The 16,562-nt window shown below is 59.8% G+C and carries 20 protein-coding genes and 3 pseudogenes; 16 read left to right on the top strand and 7 right to left on the bottom strand.

Features of this window, described 5'->3' with window-relative positions; translation table 11 throughout:
• The first annotated feature begins 170 nt into the window (after positions 1–170).
• Positions 171–497: a KGG domain-containing protein gene (locus ACN6NG_RS16865; protein ID WP_024717780.1), complete on the top strand. Its 327-nt coding sequence runs from the start codon at positions 171–173 to the stop codon at positions 495–497.
• A gap of 123 nt (positions 498–620) precedes the next feature.
• Here ACN6NG_RS16865 and ACN6NG_RS16870 read toward each other — a convergent pair whose 3' ends face one another.
• Both ACN6NG_RS16870 and ACN6NG_RS16875 read right to left on the bottom strand, forming a co-directional pair.
• Positions 621–911 carry a hypothetical protein gene (locus ACN6NG_RS16870; protein ID WP_016486344.1) on the bottom strand — a complete coding sequence of 97 codons (291 nt, stop codon included), beginning with the start codon at positions 909–911 and terminating at the stop codon, positions 621–623.
• A 153-nt stretch (positions 912–1,064) separates the two neighbouring features.
• The gene (locus ACN6NG_RS16875; RefSeq protein WP_223817393.1) at positions 1,065–1,484 is read right to left on the bottom strand and encodes an NUDIX domain-containing protein; all 420 of its coding nucleotides are present in this window, start codon (positions 1,482–1,484) and stop codon (positions 1,065–1,067) included.
• Between the two features lie 357 nt (positions 1,485–1,841).
• On the opposite strand from ACN6NG_RS16875, the pseudogene ACN6NG_RS16880 reads away from it, so the two are divergent.
• The 6 genes and pseudogenes from ACN6NG_RS16880 to ACN6NG_RS16905 form a co-directional block, all read left to right on the top strand.
• Positions 1,842–2,018, top strand: a pseudogene (locus tag ACN6NG_RS16880) (glutathione-dependent formaldehyde dehydrogenase); the annotation flags it as partial.
• 9 nt (positions 2,019–2,027) lie between these two features.
• Positions 2,028–2,306, top strand: a pseudogene (locus ACN6NG_RS16885) (glutathione-dependent formaldehyde dehydrogenase); the annotation flags it as partial.
• Positions 2,307–2,319: 13 nt separating this feature from the next.
• Positions 2,320–2,553 carry a PLDc N-terminal domain-containing protein gene (locus ACN6NG_RS16890; protein WP_016486342.1) on the top strand — a complete coding sequence of 78 codons (234 nt, stop codon included), beginning with the start codon at positions 2,320–2,322 and terminating at the stop codon, positions 2,551–2,553.
• Between the two features lie 33 nt (positions 2,554–2,586).
• A pseudogene (locus ACN6NG_RS16895) lies at positions 2,587–2,934 on the top strand (SDR family oxidoreductase); the annotation flags it as partial.
• Between the two features lie 316 nt (positions 2,935–3,250).
• On the top strand, positions 3,251–3,715 hold the full coding sequence (locus ACN6NG_RS16900; RefSeq protein WP_016486340.1) for a hemerythrin domain-containing protein: 465 nt from the start codon (positions 3,251–3,253) through the stop codon (positions 3,713–3,715).
• A gap of 77 nt (positions 3,716–3,792) precedes the next feature.
• Positions 3,793–4,041, top strand: a complete 249-nt coding sequence (locus tag ACN6NG_RS16905) for a hypothetical protein (RefSeq protein ID WP_080641017.1) — start codon at positions 3,793–3,795, stop codon at positions 4,039–4,041.
• On the opposite strand, the gene ACN6NG_RS16910 is transcribed toward ACN6NG_RS16905, so the two are convergent.
• The 3 genes from ACN6NG_RS16910 to ACN6NG_RS16920 all read right to left on the bottom strand — a co-directional run bounded on the left by ACN6NG_RS16910 (position 3,965) and on the right by ACN6NG_RS16920 (position 6,370).
• Positions 3,965–5,170, bottom strand: coding sequence for a sensor histidine kinase (locus ACN6NG_RS16910; protein WP_474315064.1), 1,206 nt, complete (start codon positions 5,168–5,170; stop codon positions 3,965–3,967). The genes ACN6NG_RS16905 and ACN6NG_RS16910 overlap by 77 nt on opposite strands.
• A gap of 163 nt (positions 5,171–5,333) precedes the next feature.
• Positions 5,334–6,131, bottom strand: a complete 798-nt coding sequence (gene xth, locus ACN6NG_RS16915) for an exodeoxyribonuclease III (protein ID WP_054888256.1) — start codon at positions 6,129–6,131, stop codon at positions 5,334–5,336.
• Entirely contained in the window at positions 6,128–6,370 is a 243-nt protein-coding gene (locus ACN6NG_RS16920; protein ID WP_016486338.1) for a hypothetical protein, read from the bottom strand. The genes xth and ACN6NG_RS16920 overlap by 4 nt, the downstream gene beginning before the upstream one ends.
• Before the next feature lie 167 nt (positions 6,371–6,537).
• On the opposite strand from ACN6NG_RS16920, the gene ACN6NG_RS16925 reads away from it, so the two are divergent.
• From ACN6NG_RS16925 to ACN6NG_RS16940, 4 genes are all read left to right on the top strand, one after another.
• Entirely contained in the window at positions 6,538–7,077 is a 540-nt protein-coding gene (locus ACN6NG_RS16925) for a type 1 glutamine amidotransferase domain-containing protein (protein ID WP_210015123.1), read from the top strand.
• A gap of 162 nt (positions 7,078–7,239) precedes the next feature.
• On the top strand, positions 7,240–7,746 hold the full coding sequence (locus ACN6NG_RS16930; protein WP_016486336.1) for a sigma-70 family RNA polymerase sigma factor: 507 nt from the start codon (positions 7,240–7,242) through the stop codon (positions 7,744–7,746).
• Positions 7,743–8,699, top strand: a complete 957-nt coding sequence (locus tag ACN6NG_RS16935; protein ID WP_054888254.1) for a FecR domain-containing protein — start codon at positions 7,743–7,745, stop codon at positions 8,697–8,699. Before ACN6NG_RS16930 ends, ACN6NG_RS16935 begins: the two co-directional genes overlap by 4 nt.
• Positions 8,700–8,837: 138 nt before the next feature.
• A complete protein-coding gene (locus tag ACN6NG_RS16940) occupies positions 8,838–11,282 on the top strand; it encodes a TonB-dependent siderophore receptor (RefSeq protein WP_210015134.1) in 2,445 nt (814 codons plus the stop codon).
• 84 nt (positions 11,283–11,366) lie between these two features.
• Here the strand turns inward: ACN6NG_RS16940 and ACN6NG_RS16945 are convergent, their stop codons facing one another.
• A complete protein-coding gene (locus ACN6NG_RS16945) occupies positions 11,367–11,531 on the bottom strand; it encodes a DUF6021 family protein (protein WP_176393845.1) in 165 nt (54 codons plus the stop codon).
• 90 nt (positions 11,532–11,621) lie between these two features.
• Positions 11,622–12,002: a low affinity iron permease family protein gene (locus ACN6NG_RS16950; RefSeq protein WP_016486333.1), complete on the bottom strand. Its 381-nt coding sequence runs from the start codon at positions 12,000–12,002 to the stop codon at positions 11,622–11,624.
• A 164-nt stretch (positions 12,003–12,166) separates the two neighbouring features.
• Between ACN6NG_RS16950 and ACN6NG_RS16955 the strand changes: the two genes are divergently transcribed.
• From ACN6NG_RS16955 to ACN6NG_RS16975, 5 genes are read left to right on the top strand one after another with little or no spacing between them, the layout of a single operon-like run.
• Positions 12,167–13,087 carry a DUF72 domain-containing protein gene (locus tag ACN6NG_RS16955; protein WP_016486332.1) on the top strand — a complete coding sequence of 307 codons (921 nt, stop codon included), beginning with the start codon at positions 12,167–12,169 and terminating at the stop codon, positions 13,085–13,087.
• Entirely contained in the window at positions 13,084–13,857 is a 774-nt protein-coding gene (locus ACN6NG_RS16960; RefSeq protein WP_210015122.1) for an endonuclease/exonuclease/phosphatase family protein, read from the top strand. The genes ACN6NG_RS16955 and ACN6NG_RS16960 overlap by 4 nt, the downstream gene beginning before the upstream one ends.
• Positions 13,854–15,056, top strand: a complete 1,203-nt coding sequence (clsB, locus tag ACN6NG_RS16965) for a cardiolipin synthase ClsB (protein ID WP_210015121.1) — start codon at positions 13,854–13,856, stop codon at positions 15,054–15,056. Before ACN6NG_RS16960 ends, clsB begins: the two co-directional genes overlap by 4 nt.
• Positions 15,056–16,015 carry a lysylphosphatidylglycerol synthase domain-containing protein gene (locus ACN6NG_RS16970; protein WP_210015133.1) on the top strand — a complete coding sequence of 320 codons (960 nt, stop codon included), beginning with the start codon at positions 15,056–15,058 and terminating at the stop codon, positions 16,013–16,015. The genes clsB and ACN6NG_RS16970 overlap by 1 nt, the downstream gene beginning before the upstream one ends.
• 27 nt (positions 16,016–16,042) lie before the next feature.
• A complete protein-coding gene (locus ACN6NG_RS16975; protein ID WP_016486328.1) occupies positions 16,043–16,471 on the top strand; it encodes a hypothetical protein in 429 nt (142 codons plus the stop codon).
• Positions 16,472–16,562 lie beyond the last annotated feature (91 nt).

Here is a 16,562-nt window from a genome sequence, read left to right on the forward strand (position 1 = left end):
CGCGCCACAACCGCTAAGCCATGGCAGGGTTCTTTATCACGCAATAGGTTGCCCTTGACGACCTTTCGCGCACCCTGTCAGCAGGTACAAAAGTAAAAGGAGCTTCCAGTACTCGCGGGGCATCGGAAGAAAACACAGGCTCTCTGTGTGAACACACGAGGTGCATGATCATGGCGAACGATCAAGACAAGGCGGGTCAGCAAGGCGGCGCCGCGCAAACCAACCCTGGTAGTTTTGCAAACGACCGTGAGAAGGCTTCGGAAACCGGCCAGAAAGGCGGTCAAATGCCCGGAGGGAAATCTGAGGATCAACAAACAGGGCAAGGCAGCGGCGGTAACCTTAAGGAAGATAATCCTCAGCGTGCCGGTGGTGGAACCCAACACGGTGGTCAAGGAGGGCATACCTCTGGCAGCAAATCTGACCGGGAGCAAGGTATGGACGAAGGGTCGCAAGCTATTCAGGACGAAGACAGCGGGATGACGGAAGACAACCGCTAAGTCCACCAGGGCGATGGAGAGCCCTGGTTTCTTCACCGTCCGTAATTCAGATGCAGCAGTTCGCCTTGAACAGTTGGCCGTCAGCCTCTGTGTCTAACGATCAACCTCGAATTACACCCTGTCCTAGGCCACCTGCACCGCTTTGCGCCATTGATCCGTGGCCAGGCGCCTGGCTCTATCAACACCCCAGGCCAGAGCTCGAGTCATGGACTCGCCTGGACGAGAATTGAACGCTTCTTCGTGCAATGCCATTCCACAGCCGGCATACACACCGATGAACATTTGCGTCTGACCGGTGCGCGAGAGCCTGACCTGCACATCAATCGTGGTGCCGTCATCGAGCTCCTCGTCATGGGTACGATGATGAAGCACTGGATCCGCCCATTCCCAAAACACATCACCTCGAACACGCATGCCGCCCTCCTACGACTTTAGTCTTATACGGAAACCTCAACATAGCAAAGCTGGGAGGCAGTTCAATGACGTAGTCGGTAGTCATACAGGTAACAGACAGCCGGTCTGATTTTCGATACAAACTTATTTTCCTGTACAACTTTGCAGCCTTGGTCAGGCGGTCAGAGCAGGCAACCGCGTTGCCAAGAGCCCGGCAGCTGCGGAATTCAGCAATTCAGGGGTAAGCTTTTCGCGAAGCACCCACTTACACGCGACAATTTCATGGTCGGCAACGGGCTTCTCATTTTCGTGGAATCGGGTGGTGAAGATGTGATGCACAACTGACCCCACTCTGATTGAACACAAAGAAAGCAGGCCATGCCCTTCAATGGATGTCTCCTCACGTAGCTCTCTTGCCGCAGCTGCATGAGGGCTCTCACCAGGCTCAATCAAACCACCTGGGAAATTCCATTTGCCGCCTTTTTTCCGAACAAGCAGTACCCTGCCGCTTCGAAGGCAGATTATCGTTGCCCTGGATTTGATTCTGCATTTTCGTTTGTCCCGCATGCACACACTCGTATCATCATTACCCATCAACACCCACCCTCTCGCGACACAGAGAAATGGACTTCTTCCCTGAAGACGTTTCCATGCTGCGACTCGTTCAATCACAGGGGCTTATTAGCCATCGGTTCGCCTCAGATCAGCAGAGCCCGGCACTGCATGAGCAGTTGCATACCCGAATTTTGGGGGCCAATGACCCTAGTGAGATCAAGTGCAAGTTGCTGGCAAATCGGGGAATCTCGGTAGCCGCCGGTCGGTGGATGGCCCAGACAGGACCAGTCTGCCCGTTCTCAAGCATCGCCATTGAAGCTGTTGTTTTGAACTTTGCATGGCCTGGAAGCTTCCCCTGCATACCCCCACGATTTTTGTGATGCAGGAGCTAGGAGCATGAGAGCACTGACCTACCACGGAGCAAACGACGTCAGGGTCGACAACGTCCCTGATCCCATCATCGAGCGAGAAGACGACATCATCCTCAAGGTGACTGCCACCGCCATTTGCGGCTCCGATTTGCACCTCGACCGAGGCAAAATTCCAGAGCCCGAAGCGGGTGATATCTTTGGCCACGAGTTCATGTACGCGGGCTTCATTCACGGGTTCATGTTCGGCGACGCGTTCGATAAGGGCCTTACCTTCAAGATGGGCCAGACCCATGTCCAGAAATACCTGCCTGAACTGCTGGAACACATCGAAGCAGGCCGTCTACAACCGGAATTGATCGTCACTCACCGCCTCGCCCTCGAAGAAGCAGCCATGGGCTACAAGGTGTTCGATCAGAAGCAGGACAACTGCCGCAAGGTCATCCTCGTGCCAGGCGCTGCACCCGGCACCTTGGGCCCTGACTACGTATAGAGGAGGTGAAGTCATGAACGGTCTTGCCAGCTACTTCTGGATTGCCGTGGCGGCAATCCTCTTGCTCATCGATCTGTGGGCCATCGTCAGCGTCTTCAGAAGCGACAAGTCAGATGCAGTCAAAGCGGCCTGGGCCCTGCTGATCCTCGCGCTGCCGGTAGTCGGCCTGGGAATCTGGGGCGTTGCTGGCCCGCGCGGCATCAAGCGAGGTACAGGGCCCACCTCCGACGAGCACAGCAAAGGCTGACATCTGCCAGCTGCATTTACAGGGGTTTTCAACATGATCGATCAAGCGACAGGCATGAAATCCGGCGAACGCTATCGCGTGCAAAACGTGGAGCGCGCTCATCAGTTTCCAGGCTTCTTCCAGGACGGGAAGTATTATCTCGGCCCTGAACTTCTCACCGCCGTGGGCTGGCTTGAAGGTACACGCTTCATCTATGACAGCCTGGATGCCGCAGGTGAACCCGTTTTTCCAAACCGGGAGGCAGGCACGGTCGAAGGGCTGACATTGACCCTGGTCGATGGCACTTCCCTTGAGCTCTTACGGATCGAGGCCAGCGACACCATTGTCCCAGTTGCCCCCGGTGCATCGGGTACGGAACGAGAAGCGCCTGACAGTGGCGCCTGGATAAATCGCAGTCCCAAGGCCGAAGACTCATCGGGAAACCTCTTTGAGCCTCCGAATGGCAAGAGGGATATCGACGGAGGCTGGAGGAAGTCAAAACACAAAACGCCGCTGCTGATCGGTGCAGCGGCGTTGGGAGTCCTTGTGGGTTTCACACTCACACATTCACGACGCAGAGATGGCTAGAGGCGGTCTGCGTAACGAGGGCAGCGGGCGCGCCTGAGGGGATGCCAGCCATCTTAATCATTGAACCGTTTCTTTCTGCGTGTACTCAACCTCGAGCAAGTGCTTGATTCAATCCGTGATGAGGAACGCCATGAACGCTATCGACTTACTGATCCAGGACCACAAGCTCGTGAAGAAGCTGCTCGAAGAGCTGTCGACCACTACCGAGCGTGCCGTAAAGAAACGGGCCGAGTTACTCCACAGGATCGAGCAGGAGTTGCAGATCCACACCGCGCTCGAGGAAGAAATACTCTACCCGGCCATCAAGCAAGCGGGTGGCAAGGAAGAAGCGAAGATGTACTACGAGGCCAAGGAAGAACACCGCACTGTCGACGCCCTCGTTCTGCCCGACCTCCTGCATACCGAAACCGGCACCGTCGAATTCGCCGGGCGGGTCAAGGTCATGAAAGAGTTGCTGGAGCATCACATCGAGGAAGAGGAAGGCGAACTGTTCCCCACCGCGAAGAAGCTGCTCAGCAAGGACACCCTCGAGGAGCTTGGGCAAGCCATGGAAATGCAGAAAAAGATGCTCAAGGGCGAGCAGCGAGCGGCGTAGTCAAGCGATCACCTGCCAGCGCTCAGCGCGTGGCAGGTGATCGGCTTCAGATACCCCATCATCAGTCGGAAGGTGTCATGGAATACTGGATTGGGTTACTTGAATGGCCTGCGATGTTGATGACTGTGCTGGCAGCGTGGTGCATCGGTTCGCGCCGTCCGGGGCGGAGGAAGGCAGGTTTCTGTTGTTTTATCGCAAGCAACGTGTTGTGGGCCGTCTGGGGCTGGCAAGCTGAAGCCTGGGCATTGATCATCCTGCAATTCTGCCTCTGTGCCATGAACCTGCGAGGCTGGCGAAAAAATACGCAACTGGAAGCGACGGCGTGACCAGCTCATGCCAGGGGCAGGGATACGCGAAGGTGGTGCCCGATGACGAGTTGGATGCCACGTCGATAGCCCCCCCATGCCGGGCCACGATCTCGCCGACGATGAACAGGCCAAGACCCAGCCCACCGGATGCCTCGTGATGTTCCGACGCCAATCGGGAGTACCTGGCCTGAGGGTTGAATAGATGAGGCACAACATCCGGCGCAATGGGTTTGCCCCAGTTATGTACGCTGAACTCGACTGCCTCAGGGCGTTGGGTCAGTGTTACGGTGATGGGCCTGGCATGATCACCGTGGTGAAACGCATTGGCTATCAGGTTGGAAAACACCTGCCCCATCCGGGTGACGTCAAACTGGCCAAATGCTTGCTGGCCGCCCTTCAGGACAACTGTGATCTCAGTGCGGGAAATGCGAAGCTCGTCCACAAGCGTATGGCACACCTGGGAAAGGTCGACAGGTTCTTTCTGGATGGGTATGCCAGTCCCCAGGTTCGCTTTGGCGAGATCGAGTAGATCAGTCACGATTTGCCTGGATCGTGTCACACTGGCCGCAATCTGGTCTGCAATTTTTCGGTCGCGCTCGTTCAGCTGACCTTTACGGCTCAACATCTCGGCGCCCAGAAGGGCTGCCGTCATCGGCGTTCGTAGATCATGCCCAAGTACACCCAGTACCAGTTTCCGTGTTGTCTCCACCGCGATGCCGTACGAGGTGATGGATTCGCTCAAGGCTTGATCAATGGCCTCGTTGAAACGAACCATATCATCGATAGCATGGGGTTCATCAGCCCTCTGCTGCGCAAACCAAAGACGCAGCACACTTGCGCGCAGCGCACGATACTCTGCGACCACTTGATCAAGCGTGAACCCGGCACTCAGCCGGGTAACAGCATGGGCCTGAGCGGCTGTTTCGACCGAGCTCGTTGCCTGCATGCCTCGAGACTTCTCAAACTGCTGGCGGGCTGTCTGTGAGGATGCCATGTCCAGTGCAACGGTTCGCAACATGGCTTCAGCGTGGTTACGCAGGCCTGCAGCATCAAGATCCGGCATAGGGGTCTCGACGGTGCGAGCAAAATCCTCAAAAGCCTCGAGAATGAGCTCGATGTGCTGTGTAATGAACGCATAGAGCCGCACGTCGGGTCCTCGGTGTAATCGCAAGCATCATGGGTGAATGATCAGCATAGACGACGCTGATGACTGAAGATGAACGCGATGAGGTGAAGTGCGTGTAACTTTCCCGATGTGTGCCCAGAGGCCTTTCCAATCCGCCCGTTCCAGCGGGCATCTGCGCTGGCAGCTAGCGCTGCTGGCGACGCCCGCTCAACTGGATCCAGACCGGTGCATGATCACTGGCCTTGGCTTCGTTGCGCACCCAGGCATCCACACCCGCCCGCTTCAGATAAGGGCTGAGACTGGGGTTGAGCAGCAGATGATCAATGCGCAGCCCGGCATTGCGCGCCCAATGATTGCGAAAATAGTCCCAGAACGTGTAGATGCGCTGCTCGGGATACAGGTGACGAACAGCATCGACCCAGCCCTGCGCCAGCAATTGTTGGAAACACGCCCGCGATTCAGGTTGCAGCAGCGCGTCCTTGAGCCATGAGCGCGGGTTATAGATGTCCAGATCGGTCGGCACAACATTGAAATCGCCCGCCAACACCGCAGGGTGGCTGCTGCCCTGCAGTGTTTGGGCATGCTTGATCAGGCACTCGAACCAGCGCAGTTTGTAATCAAACTTGGGGCCAGGTTGCGGGTTGCCATTGGGCATGTAAAGGCAGCTAACCAATACACCGTGCACCGCAGCCTCCAGATAGCGGCTCTGCTGATCGTCCTGCATGCCGGGCAGCCCGCGACGTACCTCCAGCGGCTCGCTATCGCGCGCCAGGATCGCCACGCCATTCCAGGAGGGTTGCCCCTGATACAGGCAGCCATAACCTGCCGCTTCGATGGCCTGGCGCGGAAACTGCTGATCGGCCGCCTTCAGCTCCTGCAAGCAGGCAATGTCCGGTTGCTCCCGCTCCAGCCAGGCCAAGAGCGCGGGCAGGCGGCTGCGGATGCCATTGATATTGAAGGTGGCGATCTTCAGCGCTTTCATGCGTCAGGGTCGCTCACGTGAGCCTGTACGGCATCCTCCAGTGCCCGTATATGTGCCTCGTCGGCCAGTGCCTTCAGCGCCAACCAGTCATCCCAGTCAATCGCGCCGTCGTCCCGCAGCGCCTCGGCGGTGCGAACCAGTTCGTGGTGGTAGGCATCCGGCGATTCGCGCCGGTAGCTGATGTCGTCGTACTGCGCGTACCAGGCTTCAAGTTCAGGAATGCTGCGTTCGATGCTCATGACGGCCGCCTCGTTCTATCCCTGCTAGTGAGAGCCCAGGCCCCGCGCAATTGTTCAACTGCAACGGTCAGCCGGTCAGCCTCCCTACCGCTGAAGCAGTGCATTGGAACTTCTCACCCCTTCCGAGACGTCCCACATCCACACCTGGCGAAAACGGAGATAGAACGATGAGTGCAAAACTGAGTGGCAAGCGCGTAGCCTTTTTGGTCACCGATGGCTTCGAACAAGTGGAGTTGACCGGACCGCGTGAAGCCTTGGAGAAAAACGGGGCCGTGATCGACATCCTGAGTGACAAGGAAGGCACTGTCCGCGGCTGGAACCATGACAAGCCGGCCGACGAGTTTGCGGTGGACGCGACGTTCGACAGCGCCCACCTCGACCTTTACGATGCCATTGTGCTACCGGGTGGGGTACAGAATTCCGACACCATCCGCCTGATACCTGGCGCCCAGAAACTGGTGAAAAGCCACAACTCGGCCAGCAAGCCGCTGGCGGTGATCTGCCACGGCGCCTGGCTGCTGGTGTCGAGTGGACTGGCCAAGGGCAAACGGATGACCAGTTACCAGACATTGCAGGATGATATCCGCAATGCAGGTGGTGACTGGGTCGATGAAGAGGTAGTGGTGGACGGCAACCTGATCACTAGCCGCAAGCCGGATGATATCCCCGCCTTAAGCGAGCAATTGATCAGGGCCCTTGCTGGCTAGCTGCCCGACCCGTGAACTGGCAAATACCTGGTTTGCCAGTTCAACACGCCAGCGCCGTTTGCATGCAATCACTTGACGGTTGCTGCAACGGTTTGCAAAACCGGCCCACCACCTTACAATCGCGATTAATTCCCATATGCATCTGATTAGCGGAAAGGTGAAGTGCCCATCGACGCCCCACTGCAACCCATCGACAGCCTGTATCGCGACCACCACGGCTGGCTGCAAGGCTGGCTGCGCCACCGCCTGGGTGATCGCGAGCGGGCGGCGGACATCGCTCAGGACACTTTCCTGCGCCTGCTGGTAACCCGCCGCCTGCCGGAACAGCGCGACGGCCGTCGATTCCTGGTGCAGATCGCCCGCAATCTGGTCATAGACCAGTGGCGTCGCCAGCGTATCCACCAAGCGTATCTGGAGAGCATCGCCGCCCTGCCCGAGCCAGAAACGCCGTCACTGGAAACCCGCGCGATCGTGATCGAAACCCTGATGCAGATCGACGCCATGCTCGACAAGATGCCTGCAAAGGTACGCGAGGCATTCCTGCTGTCGCAATTTGAAGGGCTGACCTACACACAGATCGCAGCGCGGCTGGACGTCAGCGTCAGCTCGGTGCAAAAGTACATGCTCCGCGCCATCACTGCCTGCTATCAGGTCCTGTACGCTGAATGAAGAACGTCAGCGAAGCCCCCCTCTCCCCCGCAATCGTCGAGCAGGCCAGCCATTGGCTCATGCTGCAATGGAGCGGTGAGTTCGAAGCGGCGCAACAGCAGCGCTTTCTTGAATGGCGCGCCGCGGACCCGGAGCACGATCGCGCATGGCGACGCCTGGAGCGCCTGCAAAGTACCCTGAGCGGTGTCCCAGCGGATACAGCACTAGGGGTGCTGCGCGAGCTGCCCGATGCGCGTCGTCGGCAGGCGCTCAAGCTGCTCGGCACGCTGCTGTTGGCCGGCGGGAGCGGCTATCTGGTCCATTCACAATCCCCTTGGCGCGAAGCCACGGCAGACCTGCGCAGCGGCACTGGCGAACGCTTGCAACGCTCGCTGGACGATGGCAGCCAACTTAGCCTGAACAGCGGCACTGCGGTTGATATCCGGTACAACGCGTCGGAACGGCGCATTTGCCTGCTCGCTGGGGAGTTGTTGCTTGAAAGTGGTCATGACCCGGCGCATCGCCCGCTGATCGTTGAAACTGCAGCGGGAGAAATCCAGGCGTTGGGCACACGCTTTTCCGTGTACCAGCGTGAGGATGGCAGCCACGTCGAGCTGTTTGAAGGCGAGCTGGAGCTGCGTCCGCGGCAGTCGCCCGCCAGCCGCCTTCACGCAGGACAAAGTCGCTGGTTTTCCGCCAATCGCCTCGGCGACCTCGGGCCAGCCAACCTCAACACCATCGCCTGGCTAGACGGCCGCTTGATCGCCGAGCGCATGCCGCTGGGGCACTTCGTCGCCGAGCTGGCTCGCCATCGTCCCGGTGTGCTTCGCTGCGACCCCGCTGTAGCGCAGTTGCCACTGACGGGGGTGTTTCCCTTGGCAGACACCGACCGCGTGCTGATGGCAGTTCAGCAGTCGCTGCCCGTAAAAATACAGAGATTGACGCGCTTCTGGGTCAATGTCAGCCCGGCTTAGAAACGCACAAGACTGCTGGCCGTTTGCTGCCAGCCTGGAATGGCAAAAAAGAGTTTGTGCGGTGTTGTCGTTTTGGTCGAGTTGTACGGGATACCTCTTGAAACCCATCAACAAGCCTTCTCAAGAGGATCGTTCAGAGTGTCGCACCTGCCCACGCCAACCCGTTCACGGCTGACCCGCCACATCCTGCTTGCCAGCTTGCTCGGCGGCGCCCCTTTATTGCTTGCCATGCCTGCCGCACTGGCCTACGCAAGTGAACAGACACGCCATTACGCCATCCCGGCTGGGGGCCTTGATCAGGCGCTGAACCGTTTCGCAAGCCAGTCCGGCATCTTGCTGTCCGCAGACGCACAATTGACCGCTGGCAAACATACCGCGGGGCTCAGCGGCACCTACTCGGTGAGCGATGGCCTCGCCCAGTTGCTGACCGGCACCGGCCTGCGCGTGCTCAAGGGTGAGGACAGCTACATCATAGAAGTGGCAGCGGACAGCGAAGGTGCCCTGGAACTGGGGGCGACTACCGTAACCGGCGCACTGCTGTCTGGCACCACCGAAGGCACAGGTTCGTACACCTCACGTTCAGCGCAGACGGCGACCAAACTGCCATTGTCCCTGCGCGAGACGCCACAATCGGTCACGGTCATCACGCGCCAACGCATCGAGGACCAGAACCTCGCCAACCTCAACGAGGTGGTGCAGAACACTCCTGGGCTCACCCTGCGCCGGACTGGCCCCGAACGATCCTCGTACTACGCCCGGGGGTTTTCCCTCGATAACATCATGTACGACGGCCTGCCCACCAGCCTGGACAGCTCACAGGTATCCCAGGACCTGCTGTCGGCCGACATGGCCATGTATGACCGGGTCGAAGTCGTGCGCGGTGCCACCGGCCTGATGCAGGGTGCGGGCAACCCTGCGGCGTCGATCAACCTGATCCGCAAGCGGCCGACGCGCGAGTTCCAGGCCAGCATCGAAGGCAGCATGGGCAGTTGGGACCGTTACCGCACCGAGGTCGATGTCTCCGGCGCGCTCAACGACAGCGGAACCGTTCGCGGCAGAATGGTGACGGCATATCAGACCGGCAACAGCTACCGAGACACACTGGAAAACGAACGCAACCTGTTCTACGGCATCCTGGAGGCCGACCTGGACGACAGCACCACCTTGACCCTGAGTGCATCGCGCCAGCAAGACAACAACAATGGCAACGGCTGGACCGGCCTGCCGGTGGGCTTTGACGGCAGCGACCTGCATTTGTCACGCTCTACTTCGCTGAGCAGCGACTGGGAGTATTGGGACAAGACCAGCACCTCTGCCTACGCGGCACTGGACCACATTCTGGACAATGGCTGGAAGCTCAACCTCTCGGCCACCAAAACCTGGGCCGACCTCGACATGCTGGGCACCTATCTGGTCGCTAACACCACCACCCAGGCCTATAACCAGTTCGTCGGCGCGGGGCACTATCGGGAAACCCAGAACAGCTTCGACGCCTATGCCAGCGGCCCGTTTCGCCTGATGGACCGAGACCACGAACTGGTGGTCGGCGCCAGCCACCGGCGGGTGGTGTTCAACGGTGATGTGCCCTACAACATCTTGCTGAACAGCAACATCGACCTCTACAACTGGGATGCTGGCGCCACACCAAAACCGCCGAGCCAGGACAAGTACGGCTGGCAGAACACCAACGCCAAGCTCAACAGCGTTTATGCCACCACACGCCTGAGCCTGGCCGACCCGCTGAAGCTGATCCTGGGCAGCCGCCTGGACTGGTACGACAACACCACCACCTCGCCCTACAAAAGCACCGCCCCGAGCGAGCTGAAAGTCACCCGGCATGTCACCAAGTACGCCGGCCTGATCTATGACATCGACGAGCATCACAGCGTGTATGTGAGCTACACCGATATCTTCAAACCCCAGAACTACAAGGATGCTTCCGAAAACATCATTGCGCCGATCACCGGAAAAAACCATGAACTGGGCATCAAGGGTGAATACTTCGACGGGGCACTGAACGCATCGGCTGCCCTCTTCCAGATCGACCAGGAAAACCGTGCGAAATCGTTTACCGACGGTTGCCCTACTGCCCCGACTACCCCGTGCTACGAGGCGGCAGGCAAAGTGCGCAGCAAGGGCATAGAGCTGGAGGTACAGGGCCAATTGACGCCTGATTGGCAACTGGCTGCCGGTTATACTTTTGCCGAGGCCAAGTATGTCAAGGATACCAAGAAAGAAAACGAGGGCCGTCTGTTCGACACCGACATACCCCGCCATCTGTTCAAGATGAGCACGTCCTACACACTGCCGGGTCAATACAACCAGTGGCGTGTCGGAGCCTCCCTTTATCACCAGAATCGAATCTACAACAAGAACACCACCTTCATGATCGAGCAGGATGGCTACACCTTGGTGGACTTCATGTTGGGGTTCAAGCCGACCGAACACATCGATGCGCGCGTCAACCTTAACAACGCGTTCGACAAGAAGTACTACAACGCCCTCAGCAACTCTGTCGCGGTGCCGAGCAACGTTTACGGTGAGCCACGCAACCTGATGCTGTCGCTGAAGTACACATTCTGATAGCTGTGCTGCCCCCGGCTCTTGAACAGCCGGGGCAACAGATGGATGCCATGTGCGGCAGACATGCGTCCACGGTAGCTTGGCTCACGGTTTCTTTTCCACGTCCCTTGGTGCTTTCGCGGGGCCTTGGGGGTCCACTTGAGGGTCGTCCAGATCAGGGGAGTCCGGGTCGAAACCCAAGTCCTGATCAGTTGTTGCATGATCGGAAGAATGGGGGCCTTTCTGCCGCTGATCGTCGGGTTTGTTCATCATCTAGTCTCCGAAGTGTGAGAAATGTGGTTTGTTCACCGTCACGGCCTTGCCCTGTCTGAACAATGTCGTGGCTTGATCTTGAACACGTCAATGGGAGTCCTCCCTGCCTGGCCCCGCTTCGTCGTGCTCCCCCAGTTGCTGGTATCGCTTACGAAGCGCATGGAGTTCAGCTGGCCCCATATCTTCAAGGTCGAGCAACGCCTTGTGCGCCCGTTGGGTAGTGCGCAACAGTTCGTCAAGTTTGATGTGCAACTCGTCGCTATCACGGTTTTGGGTATTCTGGATCAGGAACACCATCAGGAACGTGATGATCGTGGTCGATGTATTGATGACCAACTGCCAGGTGTCGTTGAAATGAAACAAGGGCCCGCTTACGCCCCAGGCAATGATCAGCATAAAGGCAATAACGAACGTCAACGGCCGCCCGCTATGGTTGGCTAGCCATTGTGCAAACCGATCAAACTTCATGGCTGAGCCTCCTTCATGGTGTACCTCAGTGGAACCCAGGCATCCGGTGGAGGATTGCAACACCGGTAAAGTTCCCTTTTGCATGGCCATCCACTCGTCAATCGCACTGAACAATCCGGTCCCGGTTCCTGTCGCTACTGTTACATACAGGAGCGCAGGGACTTATGGTGAGCGAGATCCGCATCGGAATTTCCGGTTGGCGCTATGGCCCATGGCGCAAGGACTTCTACCCCGAGGGGCTGCGCCAGGACGACGAGCTGGCGTTTGCCTCGCGGGCAGTCAACAGCATCGAAATCAACGGTTCGTTCTACGCACTGCAAACGCCCGAGCGCTATGCCAAGTGGCGTGACGAGACACCGGAGGGGTTCGTGTTCTCTGTCAAGGCGCCGCGCTACATCACCCACGTACGCAGGCTGCGCGAAATCGACGAGGCGCTTGCCAACTTCTTCGCGTCGGGCCCCTTGCTGCTGGGTGACAAGCTGGGCCCCTTCCTGTGGCAGTTTCCCCCGAATCTGAAATTCGACGCGCAGCGCTTCAGCGACTTTCTGGCCAAGCTGCCACGCGACCGCAAAGCCGCCCGCAGCCTTGCGCACCACGCCGCCGAACGCCTGCAAGGCAACGGCGGCACGGCCGTGCCGGGTAATGCGCGCTTGCGCCACGCCGTGGAAATCCGCCACCCCAGCTTCCTCTGCGACACCTTCATCGACCTGCTACGCAAGCACAAGGTTGCCCTGGTGGTCGCCGACAGCGCCGGCAAATGGCCCTATGTCGAAGAGGTCACGGCCGAGTTCGTGTACCTGCGCCTGCATGGCGATGTCGAACTGTACAGCAGCGGCTACACGGCCAGGGCGCTGCGCCGCTGGCGCCTGCGCATCCAGGCCTGGGCTGCGGGCAGCCAGCCTGAGGATGCTCAGCGTGTGGTGCGCCGCGCTCCGGCAAAACGCACCTCCCGTGACGTCTACTGCTACTTCGACAACGACCAGAAAGTCCACGCCCCCTACGATGCCCGCCGCCTGCTGGACAAGCTAGGCCTTGACGGCGAGTTGGTGACCGAACCAGGCGTCGAGCCGCAGGAGCCGCTATGAACCCGACACTGCCCGCCCCCCGCTGCATCATCGACAAGGTCACCGCCGTACATCGCCTGACGGTACTGACCCTCAACGTGCACAAAGGCTTCACCCTGTTCAACCGCCGCTTCATTTTGCCGGAGCTGCGCGAGGCGGTACGCTCGACCGGCGCCGACCTGGTGTTTCTCCAGGAGGTGCACGGCACTCATCACCATCATGCCGAGCGCCATCCCAAGTGGCCACAGACACCCCAGTACGAATTCCTCGCCGACAGCATGTGGCCGCAGTTCGCCTATGGCCGCAATGCGGTCTACCCCCATGGCGACCATGGCAACGCCCTGCTGTCCAAGTTCCCCATCCGTGCCCATGACAACCTGGATGTTTCGGTCCATGGCAACGAAGAACGGGGCGTGCTGCATTGCCAGCTGGAAGTGCCGGGCCATGAACAGGTGCACACCGTCTGCGTACACCTGGGCCTGCGTGAGGAGCATCGTCAGCGTCAGGTCGGCCTGCTGCTGACATTGCTGGACAGCCTGCCGCCGGATGAGCCGGTCATCGTCGCCGGCGACTTCAACGATTGGCGCCTGAAAGCAGATGCGCGGCTGTCGGGCCACCTGGTGGAAGCTTTCGGCAAGCCGGCACGCAGCTTTCCCGCGCGCTTGCCGATGCTGCGGCTGGACCGCATCTACCTGCGTAACGCACAAGCTTGCGAAGCACGGGTGTTGTCCAGATACCCATGGTCCCACCTCTCCGACCATGCCCCGCTGGTGGCGCAGGTGACGCTATGAAACTGAATTGGTGCGACGGCAACCGCGTCGAGTTGCTGATAAACGGCGAGCAGTATTACCCCCGCGTATTCGAGGCCATGGCCCAGGCACGCGAGGAAATCCTCCTGGAAACTTTCATCATTTACGACGACAAGGTCGGTCAACCCTTGCGCCACGCCCTGATCGATGCCGCGCGGCGCGGGGTGCGGGTCGAGGTGGCGGTGGACGGCTACGGCACCGCCGACCTGCCTGACGATTTCATCTCGTCGATGACCGAGGCCGGGGTGCGTTTCCATTCCTTCGATCCGCAACCACGGCTGGTGGGCATGCGCACCAACCTGTTTCGCCGCTTGCACCGCAAGATCCTGGTGATCGACGGGCAACGCGCCTTCATTGGCGGCATCAATTACAGTGCCGACCACCTGGATGACTTCGGCCCACAGGCCAAGCAGGACTACGCCGTGGAGGTCGTCGGCCCGGTGGTGGCCCAGGTGCATGCTTCTTCCTGCCGCATGCTCGCACCGGTGCTGGATGCCGCCAGCAGGGTTCAGCCGGGCGGCATCGCTTCAGGCCCGACGAGCGCCGTGCTGGTGGAGCGCGACAACCAGCGCCATCGCAACGATATCGAAGCCTGCTACCTGCAGGTTTTCCGTGAAGCAAGGCATCGTATCGTCGTGGCCAACGCCTACTTCTTCCCGGGCTACCGCTTGCTGCGCGAACTGCGCAACGCCGCCCGGCGCGGGGTCGAGGTGACGCTGATCCTCCAGGGGCAACCGGACATGCGCTGGGTACGCGCGCTCTCGCGGCTGCTCTACAACTACCTGTTGCGCGACGACGTGCGCATCCATGAGTACTGCCAGCGGCCGCTCCATGGCAAGGTTGCGTTGGTGGACAATGACTGGTCCACCGTAGGCTCAAGCAACCTCGACCCCCTGAGCCTGTCGTTCAACCTTGAGGCCAACCTGCTGATTCGCGACCCCGCGTTCAACGAACACCTGTACCAGCACTTGACCGAACTGAGCCGGGAGCACTGCAAGACCGTGACGCTGGAGCGCATGGTGCGCGGCTACTGGTGGCGTGCCCCGCTGATCTTTCTGGGCTTCCACATCACGCGCTATTTCCCGCGGATCGCCGGCTGGTTTCCGGCGCACCGGCAGCGCCTGCAGTCGCTGCAAGGCGACGGCGAGGCCTCGGCCGACTACCATGGGGGCAAGACATGATGGCCACTTCACGCTGGAAGACCTGGGGCAAGCGCTTGCTGACCGTGCTGTTCCTGGTGTTGATACCGGTACTGCTGTTCACCCTGGCACGTAACCTGGACTGGAACGAAGTCCGCCAGTCGCTGCTGGCGTACCGGCCCTCGACCCTGGCCTTGGGGTTGCTGCTGGCCCTGTGCAGCTACCTGGTATTCGCCAGCTACGACCTGCTCGCCCGCGCCTACACAGGCCACCACCTGCCGGCCCGACAGGTACTGCCGGTAGCGTTCGTCTGCTATGCGTTCAACCTCAACTTCACCACCTGGGTCGGTGGCGTTGCCCTGCGTTATCGCCTGTACAGCCGGCTGGGCCTGGATACCCCAACCATCACCCGCATCATCACCTTGGGGCTGTTGACCAACTGGATGGGCTACCTGCTGCTGGCCGGTACGGTATTCGCCCTGAGCTTTGTGAAACTGCCGGAAAGCTGGGCGGTGGGTGCCAGCGGCCTGCGCCTGATCGGCGTATTGATGGTGGCGGTAGCGTTGGCATACCTGTGCGCCTGTGCCTTCGCCACGCGGCGCACGTGGGCGCTGCGCGGGCACGAAGTCACTCTGCCGAGCCTGCGTATGGCCCTCTGCCAGGTGGCGCTGGGCGCAAGCAACTGGGCGCTGATGGCAGCGCTGATTCACCTGCTGTTGCCCCCTGAGCTGTTCTATCCCTCGGTGCTGGGTGTGTTGCTGATCAGTTGCGTCGCCGGCGTGGTCGCTCACATTCCTGCCGGACTCGGCGTACTGGAAGCCGTATTCCTGGCGCTGCTCCACGGCCAGCTAGGCCAAGGCACCCTGGTGGCCGCACTGCTCGGCTATCGGACGTTGTACTACCTGATCCCGCTGCTAATGGCGGTGGTGACCTACCTGATCCTCGAAAAGCGTGCCAAGGCCTTGCGCAGACAGGCCAGGGCAGCCCTCGACAAGCGCTGACGGGCCCTGGTGCCCGGGAGGTATATCATGCGATTCGCTCTGTACATGGCAATGCTGGGCACCCTGAGCAGCGGGCAGGTGCTGGCCGAAGGTTGCGACGTGGTCACCCGCTCATCCAGCGAGGCGGTCAAACCGGTGCAGCAACACACCTGTTACAGCTACGGCAACATGCCCGCTGAGGCGATTGCCTGGTCGTGCAGCAACGAAAGCAAGGAAATGTTGAACAGCCAGAAGCGTCGGGTGGAGCGTTGCCCCGACGGCAGCGTTGGCAGCTGCATCGCGCCTCTGACGCAGGAGACGCTGGCCAACCCCGATGCCGCTGGGCGTGATGAGCCTGCCACCCGCCCTGCACTACCCAAGGATGCGCGGATCATCACCTACTACTACGACACCCCTGGCTTGGGCCAGGCACGTAGCGATTGCGAACGCAACAACGGTGTCTGGCAGACCCATTGAGGGCGTAACTCAAACCAGATGCGTGACGGGTGAGTTTCCACATGATCTGAACAACGTCCTGTCGCTCTCCCGTCTCACATCTGTCAGCCAC

Source organism: Pseudomonas sp. TSO6 (assembly GCF_056098905.1).